13 protein-coding genes are annotated in these 16,102 nt (G+C 65.9%); 8 read left to right on the top strand and 5 right to left on the bottom strand.

Annotated elements, in window-relative coordinates:
* Positions 1–4 precede the first annotated feature (4 nt).
* The 7 genes from AC07S4_RS08855 (at position 5) to AC07S4_RS08825 (ending at position 6,378) form a co-directional block, all read left to right on the top strand.
* Entirely contained in the window at positions 5–580 is a 576-nt protein-coding gene (locus AC07S4_RS08855; RefSeq protein WP_494986285.1) for a TerD family protein, read from the top strand.
* A 2-nt stretch (positions 581–582) separates the two neighbouring features.
* A complete protein-coding gene (locus tag AC07S4_RS08850; protein WP_056398695.1) occupies positions 583–1,278 on the top strand; it encodes a TIGR00266 family protein in 696 nt (231 codons plus the stop codon).
* A gap of 47 nt (positions 1,279–1,325) precedes the next feature.
* Entirely contained in the window at positions 1,326–1,907 is a 582-nt protein-coding gene (locus AC07S4_RS08845) for a TerD family protein (protein WP_161071606.1), read from the top strand.
* A gap of 244 nt (positions 1,908–2,151) precedes the next feature.
* Entirely contained in the window at positions 2,152–2,895 is a 744-nt protein-coding gene (locus AC07S4_RS08840) for a FadR/GntR family transcriptional regulator (protein WP_494986284.1), read from the top strand.
* Between the two features lie 118 nt (positions 2,896–3,013).
* Entirely contained in the window at positions 3,014–3,925 is a 912-nt protein-coding gene (gene kdgD, locus AC07S4_RS08835; RefSeq protein WP_161071604.1) for a 5-dehydro-4-deoxyglucarate dehydratase, read from the top strand.
* Between the two features lie 15 nt (positions 3,926–3,940).
* Positions 3,941–5,515 carry an aldehyde dehydrogenase (NADP(+)) gene (locus tag AC07S4_RS08830; protein WP_494986283.1) on the top strand — a complete coding sequence of 525 codons (1,575 nt, stop codon included), beginning with the start codon at positions 3,941–3,943 and terminating at the stop codon, positions 5,513–5,515.
* Positions 5,503–6,378, top strand: coding sequence for an SMP-30/gluconolactonase/LRE family protein (locus AC07S4_RS08825; RefSeq protein ID WP_494986282.1), 876 nt, complete (start codon positions 5,503–5,505; stop codon positions 6,376–6,378). The genes AC07S4_RS08830 and AC07S4_RS08825 overlap by 13 nt, the downstream gene beginning before the upstream one ends.
* A gap of 108 nt (positions 6,379–6,486) precedes the next feature.
* Here the strand turns inward: AC07S4_RS08825 and AC07S4_RS08820 are convergent, their stop codons facing one another.
* From AC07S4_RS08820 to AC07S4_RS08800, 5 genes are all read right to left on the bottom strand, one after another.
* Complete coding sequence (locus AC07S4_RS08820) at positions 6,487–8,346, bottom strand: glycoside hydrolase family 28 protein (protein WP_494986281.1); 1,860 nt, start codon at positions 8,344–8,346, stop codon at positions 6,487–6,489.
* 19 nt (positions 8,347–8,365) lie between these two features.
* Positions 8,366–9,892 carry a pectinesterase family protein gene (locus tag AC07S4_RS08815; RefSeq protein ID WP_494986280.1) on the bottom strand — a complete coding sequence of 509 codons (1,527 nt, stop codon included), beginning with the start codon at positions 9,890–9,892 and terminating at the stop codon, positions 8,366–8,368.
* Positions 9,889–10,758 (bottom strand): rhamnogalacturonan acetylesterase, encoded by an 870-nt coding sequence (locus AC07S4_RS08810; RefSeq protein WP_494986279.1) that lies wholly within the window; start codon positions 10,756–10,758, stop codon positions 9,889–9,891. The genes AC07S4_RS08815 and AC07S4_RS08810 overlap by 4 nt, the downstream gene beginning before the upstream one ends.
* A 28-nt stretch (positions 10,759–10,786) precedes the next feature.
* The gene (locus AC07S4_RS08805; protein ID WP_494986278.1) at positions 10,787–13,477 is read right to left on the bottom strand and encodes a TonB-dependent receptor; all 2,691 of its coding nucleotides are present in this window, start codon (positions 13,475–13,477) and stop codon (positions 10,787–10,789) included.
* Between the two features lie 205 nt (positions 13,478–13,682).
* A complete protein-coding gene (locus AC07S4_RS08800) occupies positions 13,683–14,387 on the bottom strand; it encodes a FadR/GntR family transcriptional regulator (RefSeq protein WP_187358642.1) in 705 nt (234 codons plus the stop codon).
* A 144-nt stretch (positions 14,388–14,531) separates the two neighbouring features.
* Between AC07S4_RS08800 and garD the strand changes: the two genes are divergently transcribed.
* Positions 14,532–16,094 carry a galactarate dehydratase gene (garD, locus tag AC07S4_RS08795; protein WP_494986277.1) on the top strand — a complete coding sequence of 521 codons (1,563 nt, stop codon included), beginning with the start codon at positions 14,532–14,534 and terminating at the stop codon, positions 16,092–16,094.
* Positions 16,095–16,102: the final 8 nt, after the last annotated feature.

The raw sequence follows: 16,102 nt of genomic DNA, 5'->3' as shown, positions 1-16,102 counted from the left end.
AATCATGGCAATCAGTCTGCAAAAAGGCGGTAACGTTAATCTGAGCAAGGAAGCTCCGGGCCTGTCCAAGATGATCGTAGGCTTGGGCTGGGATATCCGCAACACGGACGGCGCGGCGTTCGACATCGACAGCTCCGCCTTCCTGCTCAAGGTCGACGGCAAGGTGCGCGCCGACAATGACTTCATCTTTTACAACAACCTGAAATCGAGCGACGGCTCGGTGCAGCACTCGGGCGACAACCGCACCGGCGCCGGCGACGGCGACGACGAAACCGTCACCGTCGACCTGTCGAAAGTGCCGGCCGAAGTGGATCGCATCGCCGTCTGCGTCACCATCCACGAAGCCGACGCCCGCCGCCAGAACTTCGGCCAGGTGCAGAAGGCCTTCGTGCGCTGCGTGAACGCGGCCGGCAACACCGAGATCGCCCGCTTCGACCTGTCCGAAGACGGCTCCACCGAGACCTCGCTGGTGTTCGGCGAGATCTACCGCAACGGCGGCGACTGGAAGTTCCGCGCCGTGGGCCAGGGCTACAAGGGCGGCCTGGGCGCGCTGGCCTCGTCCTTCGGCGTCGCGGTGTAAGCATGCCTGTGTTCACCGTTACAGGGGATGTCGATCCCTTCCTGCACGTCTCGCTGCGGCAGGGCGAAAAGATCTACTGCGAGTCCGGCGCCATGGTGATGATGGAATCGGCGCTGGAGCTGAAGGGCAAGATCACAGGCGGCATCGGCAGCGCCATCATGCGCACCTTTGCCAACGGTGAATCGTTCTTCCAGCAGCACATCGAGGCGGTGCGCGGCAACGGCGATTGCCTGCTGTCGCCAACGCTGCCCGGCGCGATGCAGGTGGTGGACGTCGGTCCCCGCCAGTACATGATCAGCGACGGCGCCTTCGTGGCGGCCACCTCCGGCGTGGAGCTGAAGGTGCGCACGCAAAGCCTGGGCAATGCGCTGTTTGCGCAGAGCGGCGGCTTCTTCATCACGGAGACGCAGGGCAGCGGCCAGCTGGCGGTGTCGGGCTTCGGTTCGATCTCGCAGCTGGAAGTGGAGCCGGGCAAGGACGTGACGATCGATAACTCGCACGTGGTGTGCTGGGACAGTTCGCTGCGCTACGAGATGTCGGTGGCGACCTCGCAAAGCGGCGGCTTCCTGAGCAATCTGGTGAACAGCCAGACCAGCGGCGAGGGCATGGTCCTGCGCTTCTCGGGCCAGGGCAAGATTTTGGTGTGCTCGCGCAGCCGCCAGGGCTTCCTGGGCTGGGTGCGCGGAACTGGGCAGTAAGCGGACAGTAAGCGGACAGTAATCGGAAACCAAGCAAGGAGTTAGCTATGTCAGTCAATTTGGAAAAAGGCCAGAAGATCTCTCTGGACAAGGAAGCCGGCAGCGCATTGTCGCGCGTGGTGATGGGCCTGGGCTGGGACGCGGTCAAGAGCAAGGGCTTCTTCGGCTTCGGCGGCGGCAGCGCGGAAGTGGACCTGGACGCCTCGTGCATCCTGTTCGACACCGACAACCGGCCGCTGGACGTGGTCTGGTTCCGCCAGCTCAAGAGCAAGGACGGCAGCATCTCGCACAGCGGCGACAACCGCACCGGTGCCGGCGACGGCGACGACGAGCAGGTCAACGTCTCGCTGGGCAGTGTGCCGGCCAACGTGAAAAGCATCGTCTTCACGGTCAACAGCTTCACCGGCCAGAACTTCTCGCAAGTGCAGAACGCCTACTGCCGCCTGCTCAACGCGGCCGACGGCAAGGAAGTGGCGCGCTTCAACCTGTCGGTGCAGGGCAGCCACTCGGCGCAGATCATGGCCAAGCTGTACCGCCACAACGGCGAATGGAAGATGCACGCCATCGGCGAAAACGGGACCGGCCGCACCTTCGACGACCTGATGCCGCAGATCGCGCAGCACCTGTGATGCAGCTGTAAAGAGCAAGTGCAGTACCGGGCGCCCCTCGGGCCGGTCCGAAGGGCGCCCACCCGACCTTTGCTTCCCGGTGCGTGTTACCCATGTCACGCGCCTTTTCGCGGCAGCCTGTTACAGGCTGCCGTTTTTTTGTTAACTTCTGGAATTAGTGCATGGGAGGGCGGCGCAGCCGAGGCGGCGGGTAGGGTTGTCATACAACTGCTATAATCGACGCATCCTATCCACGCTTCCAGCCATGAACGACATCGCCGCCGCCAACGCCTTACAGCCGCCGAAAAAGCGCCACCGCAATCTTGCGCAGGGCGTGGTGGAGAGCATTACGGCCAGCATCACCGGCGGCCAGCTCAAGCCGGGCGACAAGCTGCCCACCGAGTCCGTCATCATGGAGATGCACGGCGTGAGCCGCACCGTGGTGCGCGAGGCGATTTCCCATCTGCAGGCGGCCGGCCTGGTGCAGACCAAGCACGGCATCGGCACCTTCGTGCTGGAGCCGCCGTCGGCGCCGCTGCGCATCTCGGCCGACACGGTGCGCACCATCGGCGACGTGCTGGCCATCCTGGAGCTGCGCATCAGCCTGGAAACCGAAGCGGCCTGCCTGGCCGCCAGCCGCCGCAGCCCGGCGCAGCTGGCCGCCATGGGCGAGGCGCTGCAGCGCATCCTCGACGCCGGCTCGGTCGAGGCCGACGTGCAGTTCCACCTGCTGATCGCGCAGGCCACCGGCAACCGCTACTTCGTCGACATCCTGACCGACCTGGGCACCCACATCATCCCGCGCGCGCGCGTCAATTCGGCGCAGCTGGCGCATGACGACCCGGCCCACTACCTGGAAGGCGTGAACCGCGAGCACGAGAATATTTTCCGCGCCATCGAGCGCCAGGATGCGGATGCGGCGGGCGCCGCCATGCGCACCCATTTGAGCAACAGCCGCGAGCGTTTGCGCCGCGCCCAGCAGGAAGTTGCGCCTGCCAATGTTTCCTAAAAAATAAGAGACCAAAAAGCCACGCAAAATGCTTGCCCCGTTTTGATTATAGTTGTACGATGTCATACAACAAGACGGCAGCTCGCCGCTTTTTAGTCCCCCAACTGGAGAAGAAGACATGCATCCTAATGACCTTAAAACCATCCTCTCGTCCGGCCTGCTGTCCTTCCCGGTCACCGACTTTGACGCGCAGGGCAACTTCCGCGCCGACACCTACGCCAAGCGCCTGGAATGGCTGGCCCCGTACGGCGCCAGCGCGCTGTTCGCCGCCGGCGGCACCGGCGAGTTCTTCTCGCTGACCAACGGCGAATATACCGACGTCATCAAGACCGCGGTCGACACCTGCAAAGGCAAAGTGCCTATCCTGGCCGGCGCCGGCGGTTCCACCCGCGCCGCCATCGGTTTCGCGCAGGAAGCCGAGCGCCTGGGCGCGCAAGGCGTGCTGCTGCTGCCGCACTATCTGACCGAAGCGAGCCAGGACGGCCTGATCCGCCACGTGGAAGAAGTGTGCGCCTCGGTGGACTTCGGCGTTGTGGTCTACAATCGCAATGTGTGCCGCCTGACCGCCGACTCGCTGGAGATCCTGGCCGACCGCTGCCCTAACCTGATCGGCTTCAAGGACGGCCTGGGCGATATCGAATTGATGGTGCAAATCTGGCGCCGCATGGGCGACCGCTTCAGCTACCTGGGCGGCCTGCCGACCGCGGAAGTGTACGCCGCCGCCTACAAGGCGCTGGGTACCCCGGTGTACTCGTCGGCCGTGTTCAACTTCATGCCGAAACTGGCCATGGACTTCTACCACGCTGTCGCCAACGACGACCACGCTGCACAGAACAAGATGCTGGACGAATTCTTCCTGCCATACCTGGAGATCCGCAACCGCAAGGCCGGCTACTCCGTCAGTATCGTCAAAGCGGGCGCCAAACTGGCCGGCTACGACGCAGGCCCGGTACGCGCACCGCTGACCGACCTGACCGAAGAAGAAGTCGCCATGCTGGAAAAACTGATGCGCGCACAGGGCGCGCAATAATCCCAAGGAGTAGTTATGCAAATATCCGGTGAAATGATTATCGGCCGTAACGTAGTACGCGGCCAAGAAGGTACGATCAAGGCGATCGATCCTTCGCGCAACGAACAAATCGAACCAGCCTTCGGGCTGGGCGGCGAAGCGCAGCTGCAGCAAGCCTGCACGCTGGCCGAACAAGCGTTCGACCGTTATCGTGAAACCGGATTGGAGCAACGCGCCCGCTTCCTGGAAACCATCGCCGACCGCATCATGGACCTCGGTCCAGCGCTGATCGAGCGCGCGATGCAGGAAACGGGTCTGCCGCAAGCCCGCCTGGAAGGCGAGCGCGGCCGCACCTGCAACCAGCTGCGCCTGTTCGCCAAAGTCGTCCGCGACGGCCGCTTCCTGTCGGCCACGCTGGACTCGAAGCTGCCGGACCGCACCCCGCCGCGCTCGGACATCCGTCTGCGCAAGATCGGCCTGGGCCCGGTCGCCGTCTTCGGCGCCAGCAACTTCCCGCTGGCCTTCTCGGTCGCCGGCGGCGACACCGCCTCCGCACTGGCGGCCGGCTGCCCGGTCGTGGTCAAGGCGCACTCCGCGCACCTGGGCACCTCCGAACTGGTGGCCCGCGCCGTGCAGAAAGCCGCCATCGAATGCGACATGCCTGAAGGCGTGTTCTCGATGCTGATCGGCTCCGGCGTCACGGTCGGCCAGAACCTGGTTGCGCACCCGGCCATCAAGGCCGTGGGCTTCACCGGTTCCCGCGCCGGCGGCACCGCGCTGATGCGCACCGCCGCAGCGCGCCACGAGCCGATTCCCGTGTACGCTGAAATGAGCAGCATCAACCCGGTGTTCCTGCTGCAAGGCGCACTGGAAAACAGCAAACTGCCGCAAGCCTTCGTCGATTCGCTGACGCTGGGCGCGGGCCAGTTCTGCACCAACCCAGGCCTGCTGATCGGCGTGGACGGCCCGCTGCTGCAAACCTTCACCGAAGGCGTCGCCGCCGCGCTGGCCGCCAAGGCGCAGCAGACCATGCTGACTCCGGGCATCCACCAGGCTTACTCGTCGGGCGTGGCCAAGCTGGCCGCGATTCCAGGCGTGAAGCTGGTCGGCCAGGGCCAGACCGGCGCCCTGCCATGCGGCGCGCAAGCCGCGCTGTACGAAGTGGCCGCCGAAACCTTCCTGTCCAATCCGGACCTGGAAGGCGAAATCTTCGGACCAGCATCGCTGCTGATCCGCTGCCGCAATGAAGACGAAGTGGTGCGCGTGGCCGAACACCTGGAAGGCCAGCTGACCGCCGCCGTGCACGCCACCGCAGCCGACCTGGCGTTCGCCAAGCGCCTGCTGCCTACGCTGGAGCGCAAGGCCGGCCGCGTACTGTTCAACGGCTTCGGCACCGGCGTGGAAGTGTCGCACGCCATGGTGCACGGCGGCCCGTTCCCGTCCACCTCGGACAGCCGCAGCACCTCGGTGGGCGCCTCCGCCATCGACCGCTTCCTGCGTCCGGTGAGCTACCAGGACGTGCCGGCAGAACTGCTGGCCGCCGCGCTGGCCGACGGCAACCCGCTGGCCATCCCGCGCGTGGAAGACGGCGACCTGGTATGGAACGCGTAAGCGATATTTCATGCAAGGTCGGTGAAAGCCCGGTCTGGGACGCGCACAGCGCGGCCTGGTACTGGGTGGACATCGTCGCCAAGCGGGTCTGGCGCCTGGACGGGCGCAGTGGCGCGGCGCGCTACTGGAGCACGTCCGAAATGGTGGCGTGCGTCGCGCCCAAGGCGAGCGGCGGGCTGATCGCAGGCATGGAAACAGGCCTGTTCAGCCTCGAGCTGGGCGAAGGCGAGCTGGCCGGGGAAACCCGGCTCGCGCGTCCCGCCTCGCTGGGTGAGGGCATGCGCTTCAACGACGGCCGCACCGACCGCCAGGGGCGCTTCTGGAGCGGCACCATGTTCATGGACATGTCGGCCGCGCGCGCCATCGGCGAGCTGTACAGCTACAGCGCGGAGCAGGGCTTGTCCGCGCCGGTGGTGTCGGGCCTGGTCACGCAGAACGGCCTGGCCTGGTCGCCGGACGGACGCACGATGTATCTGTCCGACTCCCACCCGAGCAGCCGCCTGGTCTGGGCCTTCGACTACGACACCGCCACGGGCGTGCCATCGAACCGGCGCGTGTTTGCCGACCTGAACCAGCACGTAGGCCGTCCCGACGGCGCGGCGGTGGACGCCGAAGGCGGCTACTGGACCTGCGCCAACGACGCCGGCTGCCTGCTGCGCTTCACGCCGGACGGCAAGATCGACCGCCGCGTCGACGTGCCGTTCGCCAAGCCCTCCATGTGCGCCTTTGGCGGCGCCGATATGGAGACGCTGCTGGTCACGTCCATCCCATCGGGCAAGCCGGAAGACGCGGAGTGGGGCGGCGCAGTGATACTGCTGCGGCCCGGCGTCAAAGGCGTCGTCGAGACCCCGTTCCAAGCCTAAGCAAAAGCGCCGTCACCGGCGCTTTTTTTTGCTCCAACGAAGCAGCAGCCTGAGCCGCATTCGGGGACTAGGCGTCCCCGTCAGACCCCGAATGCGGCTCAGCTCGCTTTAGGCGGAGAGTTCGGTGTTGTGGACCGTGCCGGCTATGGTGACGTTTTTCAGCTTCAGGCCTTTGACGTTGTAGAGGAACCAGGGCGATTCGGTGCTGGCGGGGGTGCCGAAGTCGCTGTCGCTGATGGTGACGTTGGTGACCGGCACCACCGTCGGCATCGGCGCGCTGCCGTTGTAGTCGGAGGCGACCGGCCCCAGTATCACCACGGCCTGGTAGCACGAGGCCTGCTTGCCGCCCTTGGCCGCGACGTTGCCCACTTTGACGTTCGAGATGTGGATGTTGTCCACCACCGGCGGACGGGTGCGCACCGTGTCGGCGATCGGCGCGTAGTCGCAGTCGAAGGTCACCACCGCGCCCGCCGCCGTGGCCACCGTGCGCGACTGGATCGGCGATCCCGGCAGCGAGGCGTAGAACGAGGGGCTGGTCTGCACGCCGTTCGGGATGCTGATGTTGCGCACGTAGAAATTGCGCAGGTAGCCGCCCCGGTTCAGATTGGTCTTCAGCCGGATCGCCGTGTTGAGCGGGTTGGTCTTCCAGTGCACGTTCTCGAACACCAGGTTCTGCGCGTAGACGTTCTGGATGCCGCCCGCCATTTCGCTGCCCAGCGTGACCGCGCCGTGCCCGCTGTGCATGATGCAGTCCTGGATCACGATGTTTTGCGAGGGGCCGAATTGCGTGTCCTGGTTCTTGCCGGCCTTGATGGCGATGCAGTCGTCGCCGGCGTCGAAGGTGCAGCCTTCGATCAGCACGTGGTCGCACGCTTCCGGGTCGAAGCCGTCGCTGTTCGGGCCGTGGCTGACGGCGTGCACTTTGCGGATCACGATGTTGCGGCAGTGGACCGGGTGGTGCTGCCAGAACGGCGTGTGCTGCACCTGGTAGCCCTGCAGCAGTACATTGGTGCAGCTGACGATGTGTACCATGGACGGGCGCAGGTAGTGCCCCAGGCCGAACACGCGCCGCGCCAGCGGCACGCCCGCCTCGGACAGCGCCGGCAGGTATTGCTCGTCGGCGCGCCATTTGCCGCCCGCGCCCTGGATCTGCAGCCGTTCTTCTTCCGTCAGATTGGGCGCCACTTCGGCCAGCGAGGCCGGGTTGGCGGGGTTTTCGATATTGCCGGCAAGTTTGCCGGGGCCGAAGTTGGGCACCGAGTTTTCCGCCACCGAGTTCATGGTGCGGGTCTTGCCTTTCCAGGTCCACCAGCAGTCGCCGTTGCTGTTGAAGGGCACGCCGCCCTGGCCGTCGATGATGCTGGTCCAGTCTTCGCCGGTGAGGGCGATGTTGTCCTGGCCGTAGGCGTAGATCGGGGACGAGAAGTTCAGGCAGTCGTTGCTCTGCCAGCGCGTGATCGACAGCTTGCCGTTCTTGCCGCAGTCGAAGTCGCCGTATTTGGCGTAGTCGGACGGCTGGTTGCTGAAGTAGATGTGGGCGCCGGCTTTCAAATGCACGTTCACGTTCGACAGCAGCACGATGGGGCCGGCGCAGTACCAGTTCCCGGCCGGGATCACCACGCGCCCGCCGCCGGCCTTGCTGCAGGCGGCGATGGCGGCGGCGAAGGCGGCGTAGCAGTCTTTCGAACCGGGCGCGGGGGTGTTCAGCTCGTCCTGTTCTTCGAACGATTTCCAGGCTTTGACCTTGACCAGCTTGCAGGTGGCGGCGCCGTATTTGGTGACGTCGAAGTCCTGCTTGCGGAACACCGGCGGCTTGGACAGGCGCTTGACGATTTCCGCCGCGCGCTCCCACGGGTCCACCGCCGTGGCGGCGCCGGCCAGTGCTGGCAGGCCGCCGGCCAGCGCGGCGCTGGTGGCGGAGGCGGCTTTCATCAGGCTGCGGCGCTGTTGGTTGATTTGCTTGCTCATGCGGTCTCCGTTGTTGTGCTTATTGCTCATAGGTGTTGTTGTATTCGGCCAGGTAGCTGTCCGCCGGCGCGGGCTGCGTGGTGTAGCCGAGGTCTTTTACCGGGTCGAAGCCGGCCGCTTTCAGATTGGTCCAGTAGTCGTCCGAGTTGAACTGCGCGGGACGGTAGGACAGCGTGCCGCTGCGGTTCCAGTCGGACCACGGCGTGTTGCGGTTGATGTGGGCGCCGATGCGGGAGTTGAGCACGGCCATTTTGCCCACCGTTTCGAGCACCGTGGGCGTGATGGTGCCGGCCGGGGACTGGAACTGGCTGGCTGGTCCCATCACGCAGGAGTAGCCGGCCAGGGGGATCTTGCCGTAGGGCGTGCAGCGCGAATTGTGGAACCATTGGCGTGCCAGGAAGAACTTGCCGGCCAGCGCGAACGGCGAGCCGTCGTGCGTGAAGCGGCAGTGGTCGAACACCAGGCCGTAGCGGGTTTTGTGGTTGGTGTTGGGCGCACCCACGTAGGAGGTGCTGCGGTCGCCCAGGGACTTGATTTCGGTCTGGTGGAAATAGGCGGTGCTGTCGCCGAAAATGAAATCGACGTCGCCTTCGATATAGGATTTGTTGAAGAAGCTGCGCACGGTCACGCGCGTGTCGGCAGCGCGCAGGAACAGCGTGTCCTGGAAGCCGATCAGGCGGATGTTCTCGAACTGCACCTTGTCCGCGCCTTCCACCTGCAGCGCCACGGCCTGGTGGTGCACCACGTTCTTTTGCGGGTTGATGTCGGTCTTGCCGCAGGGGCGTTCGCCGCATTCTTCGCGGGCGTTGCCGGTGTCCTTGTTGTAGCCGTTTTCTATGGTGAGGTTGCGGGCCTGGAAGCCGTTGTTCTGCACCCACACGGTCATGGAGCCGAAGGTGCCGACGCTGCCGTTGCCAGCTGCGGCGCGCTCTTTCACGATGGCGTGCATGGCCTGCACGGCGGGGGCCGCGCTGGCGAATTGCGCGCCGTATTGGGCGGTGTAGCTGGCGCCCGTGGTGGCGGCGTCCAGTTTGGCGGTGATCCTGGTGGCGGCGGCGTCCGCGCCTTCGCCGTACAGCGTGATCGGGGCGGCGCCGGCGGGCACGTAGACCAGTTCCTTGTACACGCCGGGCTTGAGCAGGATGTAGACGCGTTCGGCCTTGCCTGCGCCGGCGGTGGCTGCGCGGCTGACGGCCGCTTGCACGGTGCTGAAGGTTGTTACGCCGTCGGCCTTGGCCCCGGCGTCCACGATGTAGGTGGGCGTGAAGGCGGCGCCTTTGGCCAGCGGGTCGGCCAGCGGGTCCCACGGGTCGATGCGCTCATTGCCGGACGGGCCGGCGTACTTCAGTACTTCGCGGTAGCTGTATTGCGCGGCCTGCGCGGCGGTCAGCTGCGGGCGCGCGGTGCCGGTGCTGGCCGTGGCGCGCGCGGCGGTGGTGCTGTCGGCGGCGGCCGGCGTGGCTTGCCGGGCCGCCCCCGGCACGGCGAACAGCACGGCCAGCGGAGCGGCGAGGAGCGCGGCCAGGCGCGCTGCGCGGGCCGTCATTGCTGGCCCTCGGCGCGGAATTGGCCGGTTACGGCGGGAATCACGGCTTTCATTTCGGCTTCGACCATGCGGGCGAAATAGGCCGCGCCCTTGGCGCCGAGGTGGGTGCGGTCGAAAGCGGTTTTGGCGGCGCCTTGCGGTTCGGTTGCCGCCGCGCTTGCACCGGTAGCGGTGGCGGGTACGGCGCCCGGCAGCGTGGCCGGCGCCAGATAGTCGGCCGGACGCGGCACCACGGCCAGCGTGTCGGCTTCGTCCTGGCCCATGGCTTGCACGGCGGCGTGGCTTTTCGCGTTCAGCTCCAGCAGCGGCGCGCCTTCCTGCGCCGCTACCTTGCGGACCACGTCGGCCCACGGCAGCAGGTTGTTTTCCAGGACGCCGTTCTTGAACGTGCGGCGGGTGAGCGGCGTCACCAGCACGGGCACGCCGCCCAGCGCTTTGACTTCCTGCGCGTAGCGCGCCATGTTGACGGGGAATTCGGTGGCCAGATCGGTCGAGCGTCCGGGCTTGCCCGGCTGGTCGTTGTGGCCGAACTGTATCAGTACATAGGTGGCGCGATAGGCGGCAGAGCCGCGCAGCAGGCCTTGCACTTCGTCCCAGCGGCCTTCGGCGCGGAAGCTGCCGGAGCTGCGGCCGCCCTTGGCCAGGTTGATGCAGGTGTCGCTGCGGCTGATGCGGGCGCACAGCGCGTCGCCGTAGCCGCTGTTGCTGGCCATGGTGGAGTCGCCCACCAGGATGAAGCGTACAGGCTTGTTCTCGGCCGCCATCGCAGCTGGCGCCGCCGCCACGAGGGCGGCGGTGCTCAGCGCCAGGGCCGCAGCGGCCCTGGCAAAGTGGCGACGGGAACCAGTGTTGAGGTTACTGGTCATCGTCTGCTCCTGTTTTCCGATATGTCTATCAGAAGTTGTAAGTACCGCGAAGATTGAACGAACGGCCGATAGGGCTGCCCGCGCTGCTCAGGTAACCGTTGGAATAACCGCTGTGATTCGTCACCGGTGGGTTGGTGTCGAACAGGTTGGTGATGCCGGCGGTGATCTGGATGTTCTTGAAGCCTTTGTACGAGGTGGTCAGGTTCCACACTTTATACGACTCGATGTCGCGCCAGTACTGTTGCGCCACCAGGTTCTGGTCTTCGTAGCTGGAGTTGTAGTTCTGTGTCATCTGCGCCGACCAGTCGCCTTTGCTCCAGCCCAGTTTCAGCGTGTGCTTCCAGCGGTAGGTGATGATGGGCAGGCTGCTGGTGGTGCCGTTGCTGGCCAGGCCGAAGCGGCCGACGTTGGACACGAACTCGCTGTCCTTCTCCAGCTGGTTGTCGAACTGGGTCAGGTAGGTGCCATCCAGCTGCACCTTGAAGTTGCCGTAGTCGCTGCGCGGGAAGTCGTAGCTGGCCGACACGTCGATGCCGCCGGCCTTCTGCCCGCCCAGGTTCATCGTCACGTTCTTGATGTAGTTGATGGTGCGGTCGGGATTGCGCACGATCAGGGACTGGTACTTGGCCGGATCGGTGAAGTAGACCTGTTCCGGCAGGCTGGCCAGCATGTCCTTCATGCGGATGTTCCAGTAGTCGAACGACAGCGTGAGCGACTTGATGGGTTCCACCACCACGCCCAGCGTGTAGCCGCGCGATTTTTCCGGACGCAGGTCGGCGTTCGAGCCGGTCTGCTTGGGCAGCGCCACGTTGCACACTTCCGAGGCGACGAAGCCGGCCAGCGCGGTGCCGGTGCCGGCCACGCCTGGTTTGCCGCCAGGGCACAGCAGCGGGTCGTCCCATTTGGCGGCGGTCTTGCCGGTGGCGCCGGGCAGGCGGTAGCCGTAGGCGTCGAACAGCGTCGGCGCGCGGAAGCCGGTGTTGGCCGAGCCTCGGAACATGATCTGTTTCGACGGCTCATAGCGGAAGCTGGCCTTGGGGTTGATGGTGTTGCCGAAGTCGCTGAAATAGTCGTCGCGCACGGCCAGGTTCAGGTTCAGCTGCTTGGTCAGCGGCACGTCCAGTTCGGCGAACGCCGCGTACACATTGCGCGCGCCTTCGCCATGCGACGAAGTCGAGTTCAGGTAGGTGACCGAATTCTGCACCGCCAGCTTGTCGTCGCGCGTCGTGTCGCGGTGGATGTCGGCGCCGAGCGCCAGCGCCATCGAGCCGCCCGCCAGTTCCATCAGGGTGCGGCTGGCGTTGACGTCCACGCCGGTGAAGGTGGAGCGCGAGTCGCGGTTTTTCTGGCCGTCCACCGAGATCGATTTCAGGTAGTCGCGGCCGGCCTGGTCCTGCAGGCCGAAGGGATTGAGCGCGCCCGATTTCAGGCCGTCCAGCAGGCCCTGGCCGGTGAAGAAGCCATTGTCGTAGTAGTTCTCGCGGTCGCTCACGCCGATCACCAGGCCGGTGCGCACGTCCCACTCGCCGAAGCGGTTTTCGTCGGCCACCGAGATGCGCTGGTTGACCTGCTTGTCCTTCTGCACGGCCACGCCGTAGTCGGCCACGGCCCAGGTCACGGTCAGCGGTTCGCCTTTCAGGCCGGCCACCGCCGGCACGCCGCCGCTGGCGCCCGGATACCATTTGCTGGTGGACGGCAGGATGGCGTTGACGCCGTTCACGGCCACCGCGTTGGTCGGGTTGCGCGCCGCGAGGATGAATTCCTGGCCGCGCATGTAGTCGATGCTCAGCGTGTGGTCGTCGTCGAAGCGCTTGGTGCCGCGCGCGTAGAAGGTGAGCTGTTCGTTCTCGTGCAGCGCGGTGCCGTATTCCTGGTTGTTCAGGATGCAGGTGTTCTTGCCGCCGATGATGGAGTAGGGCGCCACGCAGCCGGATGCGAAGTAGGGATTCTGCGCGTTCTTGTTGGTGGCGGTGGTGAAGTTGGCCGGCATGGCGTTGCCGCCGCTGCCCAGCGTGGGCGCGCGGCCTATGCTGGTCAGCAGTTCGGTCGAGCTCAGCTCGGCGCGGTCCTTCTGCGCCAGGCGGCTGCGGCGGTGCATGTCCACGGTGGCGTACACGTTCCAGCCGTCCTTGGCCAGGCTGCCTTTGCCCACGGTCAGGGTCAGGCGCTGTTCGTCGCCGCCGCCGCTTTTTTCAGGCTGGATGTATTGCGCGGTGGCGGAGGCGCCTTCGAAGTCGCGCTTGGTGATGAAGTTGACCACGCCGCCGATGGCGTCCGAGCCGTAGATGGAGGAGGCGCCGTCGCGCAGGATCTCCACGCGCGACAGGGCGCTCATGGGGATCACGTCCAGGTTGGCGTAGCCGTCGGCGATCGCCTCGTTGGCCAGGCGGCGGCCGTTCAGCAGCACCAGGGTGCGGTTCACGCCCAGGCCGCGCAGGTTGATGTTGGTGCCCGAGCCGGCGTTGGACGGCGCCAGCGATGCCGATTGCGGCAGCGCCATCATCACGTCGGCCAGCGTGGTCATGCCGCGCTCCGCGAATTCTTCCGCCTTGATGGTCGATACCGGCAGCGCCGCTTCGGTGGCCAGGCGTTTGATGCTGGAACCGGTGACTTCCACGCGTTGCATTTCCTGAGCGGTGGCGCTGTTCATCAGCGTCAGCACCGCCAGCGTGATGGACGAGAGCAGCAAGCGCGGCTGCACTTTGTCGTATGTGTTCATGAAGCTTGTCTCCTGATGATTCAATTGAGTGTTCGGCGCGCATGGCTGCTTGCCGTGGGTGGAGCACCTCGCGTGCTCCGTGCCGCTGAGAGGAGGGCTGCGCGGTGAAGCGCGGCCTAGCTCGCAGGCGGTTGATAATGGGTTGTTGCCGGGCGCTGCCCTCTGCGGGGCAGGCGCGGGCCGGACTGCGGCGGCCTTGCTGCGCTTACCCCCTCGAGAAGGTGCGGGTTACGCGTTCGAGGTGGGAGCGCATGGCTTTCCTGGCGCCGGCCGGATCGCCGGCGGCGATCGCTTCCAGGATGCGGCGGTGGTCCTTCAGCGTTTCCTGGCGCAGTTCCTCGGTCTGGAAATGCTCTTTCAGCTTGTGCCACAGGCGGCCGCGCTGGTTCCACAGGTAGTCCAGGCCGCCCACCAGCGCGCTGTTGCCGGTGGCGCGCGCAATGGCCAGGTGGAAGGCGCGGTCGGCCTGTTCGTTGCTGGCCTTGTTGGCATGGCTCGCTTCCATCTGTTCCACCGCTTTCAGGATGGCGTCCACGTCGCCGGGCGTGGCCACGCGCGCGGCGATGGCGGCGATTTCCGCTTCGATCAGGCGGCGCGCGTGCAGCACTTCAAAGGGGCCGGGGCCGGCTTCGGGCAGCGCCACGTCGGCCTCGGGCAGCGCGCTGACATACACGCCGGAGCCGCCGCGCACTTCGATCACGCCGCCCAGTTCGAGCGCGATCAGCGCTTCGCGCAGCGAGGCGCGGCTCACGCTGAGTTTGGTGGCCAGGTCGCGCTCCGACGGCAGGCGCTCGCCGGCGGCGATGCCTTCGGCGGCGATCAATTGCTGGATGCGGTCCGCCACCACACGGTACAGGCGCGGCTCGTGGCTGGCGGCTTCCGGGGTTGAGCTGGATTTTTTAGGGATCAAGGCAGGTTCCGCTGTGTTCGTTTGGTCAGGCCATTCTAAGGTGGTCTGACCAAATAATCAATCTGGACTAGCCAAAATTTTTTTTCTCTGCCATACTGAATCGCATAGCACGTAATACAGCAAGTAACCAACAAGGACGTAAAAATGACGACCGAGCCGAGCGCGAACAGCCCGCGCTACATCCTCATGCATGAGAACGACAATGTTGCCATCGTTGTCAATGACGGCGGCCTGCCCGCCGGTGCGGTGTTCCCGAACGGCCTCACGCTGCGCGAAGCGGTGCCGCAAGGGCACAAAGTGGCTTTGCGCGCTTTCGCCAAGGGCGACCCCGTTATCCGCTATAACGTAACTATCGGTTTTGCCGCGCTGGACATCGAAGCGGGCAGCTGGATCGCCGAGGCGCAGGTGGAAATGCCGGCCGCGCGCGAGCTGACCGGCTTGCCGATCGCCACCGTGAAGCCGCCGCCGCAGGAGCCGCTGGAGGGCTACACCTTCGAGGGCTACCGCAATCCGGACGGCAGCGTGGGCACCCGCAACATCCTGGCCATCACCACCACCGTGCAATGCGTGGCGGGCGTGGTGGAGCACGCGGTGCAGCGCATCAAGGCCGAGCTGCTGCCGAAATACCCGAATGTGGACGACGTGGTGGGCCTGGAGCACACCTACGGCTGCGGCGTGGCGATCGACGCGCCGGGCGCCAATATTCCCATCCGCACCGTGCGCAACATCAGCCTGAACCCGAACTTCGGCGGCCAGGCCATGGTCGTCAGCCTGGGCTGCGAAAAGCTGCAGCCGGCGCGCCTGTTCCCGCGCGGCTCCATCCCCATCCAGAACGGCGGCGGCGCCGATCCGGCCCACGTTTGCCTGCAGGACCAGGGCCACGTCGGCTTCCAGTCGATGATCGCCTCCATCATGAAGACCGCCGAAGTGAACCTGCAGGCGCTGGACAAGCGCCGCCGCGAAACCGTGCCCGCGTCCGAGCTGGTGGTGGGCGTGCAGTGCGGCGGCAGCGACGCCTTCTCGGGCGTGACCGCCAACCCGGCCGTCGGTTTTGCCACCGACCTGCTGGTGCGCGCCGGCGGCACCGTGATGTTCTCCGAAGTGACCGAAGTGCGCGACGGCATCGACCAGCTGACTTCGCGCGCCGTCAACGAGGAAGTGGCGGCCGCCATGATCCGCGAGATGGACTGGTACGACCAGTACCTGAAGCGGGGCGGCGTGGACCGTAGCGCAAATACCACGCCGGGCAACAAGAAGGGCGGCCTGTCGAATATTGTCGAGAAAGCGATGGGCTCCATCGTCAAGAGCGGCAGCTCGCCGATCTCGGGCGTGCTGTCGCCGGGCGAGAAGCTGACCCAGAAGGGCCTGATCTACGCGGCCACGCCGGCCAGCGACTTCATCTGCGGCACGCTGCAGGTGGCGGCCGGCATGAACCTGCACATCTTCACCACCGGCCGGGGCACGCCTTACGGCCTGGCCGAGGTGCCGGTGATCAAGGTAGCCACCCGCAACGAACTGGCCGCGCGCTGGCACGACCTGATGGACGTGAACGCCGGCCGCATCGCCAGCGGCGAGGCGAGCATCGCCGACGTGGGCTGGGAAATGTTCCGCCTGATGCTGGAAGTGGCCAGCGGCCGCAAGACCTGGGCCGAACAATGGAAGCTGCATAACGCGCTCGTGCTGTTCAATCCGGCCCCGGTGACTTGATTTCCTAG

Source organism: Pseudoduganella sp. GW821-FHT05F09, from assembly GCF_059419605.1.
The sequence above is the reverse complement of the archived record's forward strand: the minus strand, read 5'-3'. Positions and strand labels throughout refer to the sequence as shown.

What these genes read in the sequence shown, in the direction of transcription:
- kdgD (WP_161071604.1), top strand. Translation starts at nt 3,014, where the DNA reads ATGCATCCTAATGACCTTAAAACCATCCTCTCGTCCGGCCTGCTGTCC.
- AC07S4_RS08830 (WP_494986283.1), top strand. Translation starts at nt 3,941, where the DNA reads ATGCAAATATCCGGTGAAATGATTATCGGCCGTAACGTAGTACGCGGC.
- AC07S4_RS08840 (WP_494986284.1), top strand. Translation starts at nt 2,152, where the DNA reads ATGAACGACATCGCCGCCGCCAACGCCTTACAGCCGCCGAAAAAGCGC.
- garD (WP_494986277.1), top strand. Translation starts at nt 14,532, where the DNA reads ATGACGACCGAGCCGAGCGCGAACAGCCCGCGCTACATCCTCATGCAT.
- AC07S4_RS08845 (WP_161071606.1), top strand. Translation starts at nt 1,326, where the DNA reads ATGTCAGTCAATTTGGAAAAAGGCCAGAAGATCTCTCTGGACAAGGAA.
- AC07S4_RS08850 (WP_056398695.1), top strand. Translation starts at nt 583, where the DNA reads ATGCCTGTGTTCACCGTTACAGGGGATGTCGATCCCTTCCTGCACGTC.
- AC07S4_RS08810 (WP_494986279.1), bottom strand. Translation starts at nt 10,758, where the DNA reads ATGACCAGTAACCTCAACACTGGTTCCCGTCGCCACTTTGCCAGGGCC.
- AC07S4_RS08820 (WP_494986281.1), bottom strand. Translation starts at nt 8,346, where the DNA reads ATGAGCAAGCAAATCAACCAACAGCGCCGCAGCCTGATGAAAGCCGCC.
- AC07S4_RS08815 (WP_494986280.1), bottom strand. Translation starts at nt 9,892, where the DNA reads ATGACGGCCCGCGCAGCGCGCCTGGCCGCGCTCCTCGCCGCTCCGCTG.
- AC07S4_RS08825 (WP_494986282.1), top strand. Translation starts at nt 5,503, where the DNA reads ATGGAACGCGTAAGCGATATTTCATGCAAGGTCGGTGAAAGCCCGGTC.
- AC07S4_RS08855 (WP_494986285.1), top strand. Translation starts at nt 5, where the DNA reads ATGGCAATCAGTCTGCAAAAAGGCGGTAACGTTAATCTGAGCAAGGAA.
- AC07S4_RS08805 (WP_494986278.1), bottom strand. Translation starts at nt 13,477, where the DNA reads ATGAACACATACGACAAAGTGCAGCCGCGCTTGCTGCTCTCGTCCATC.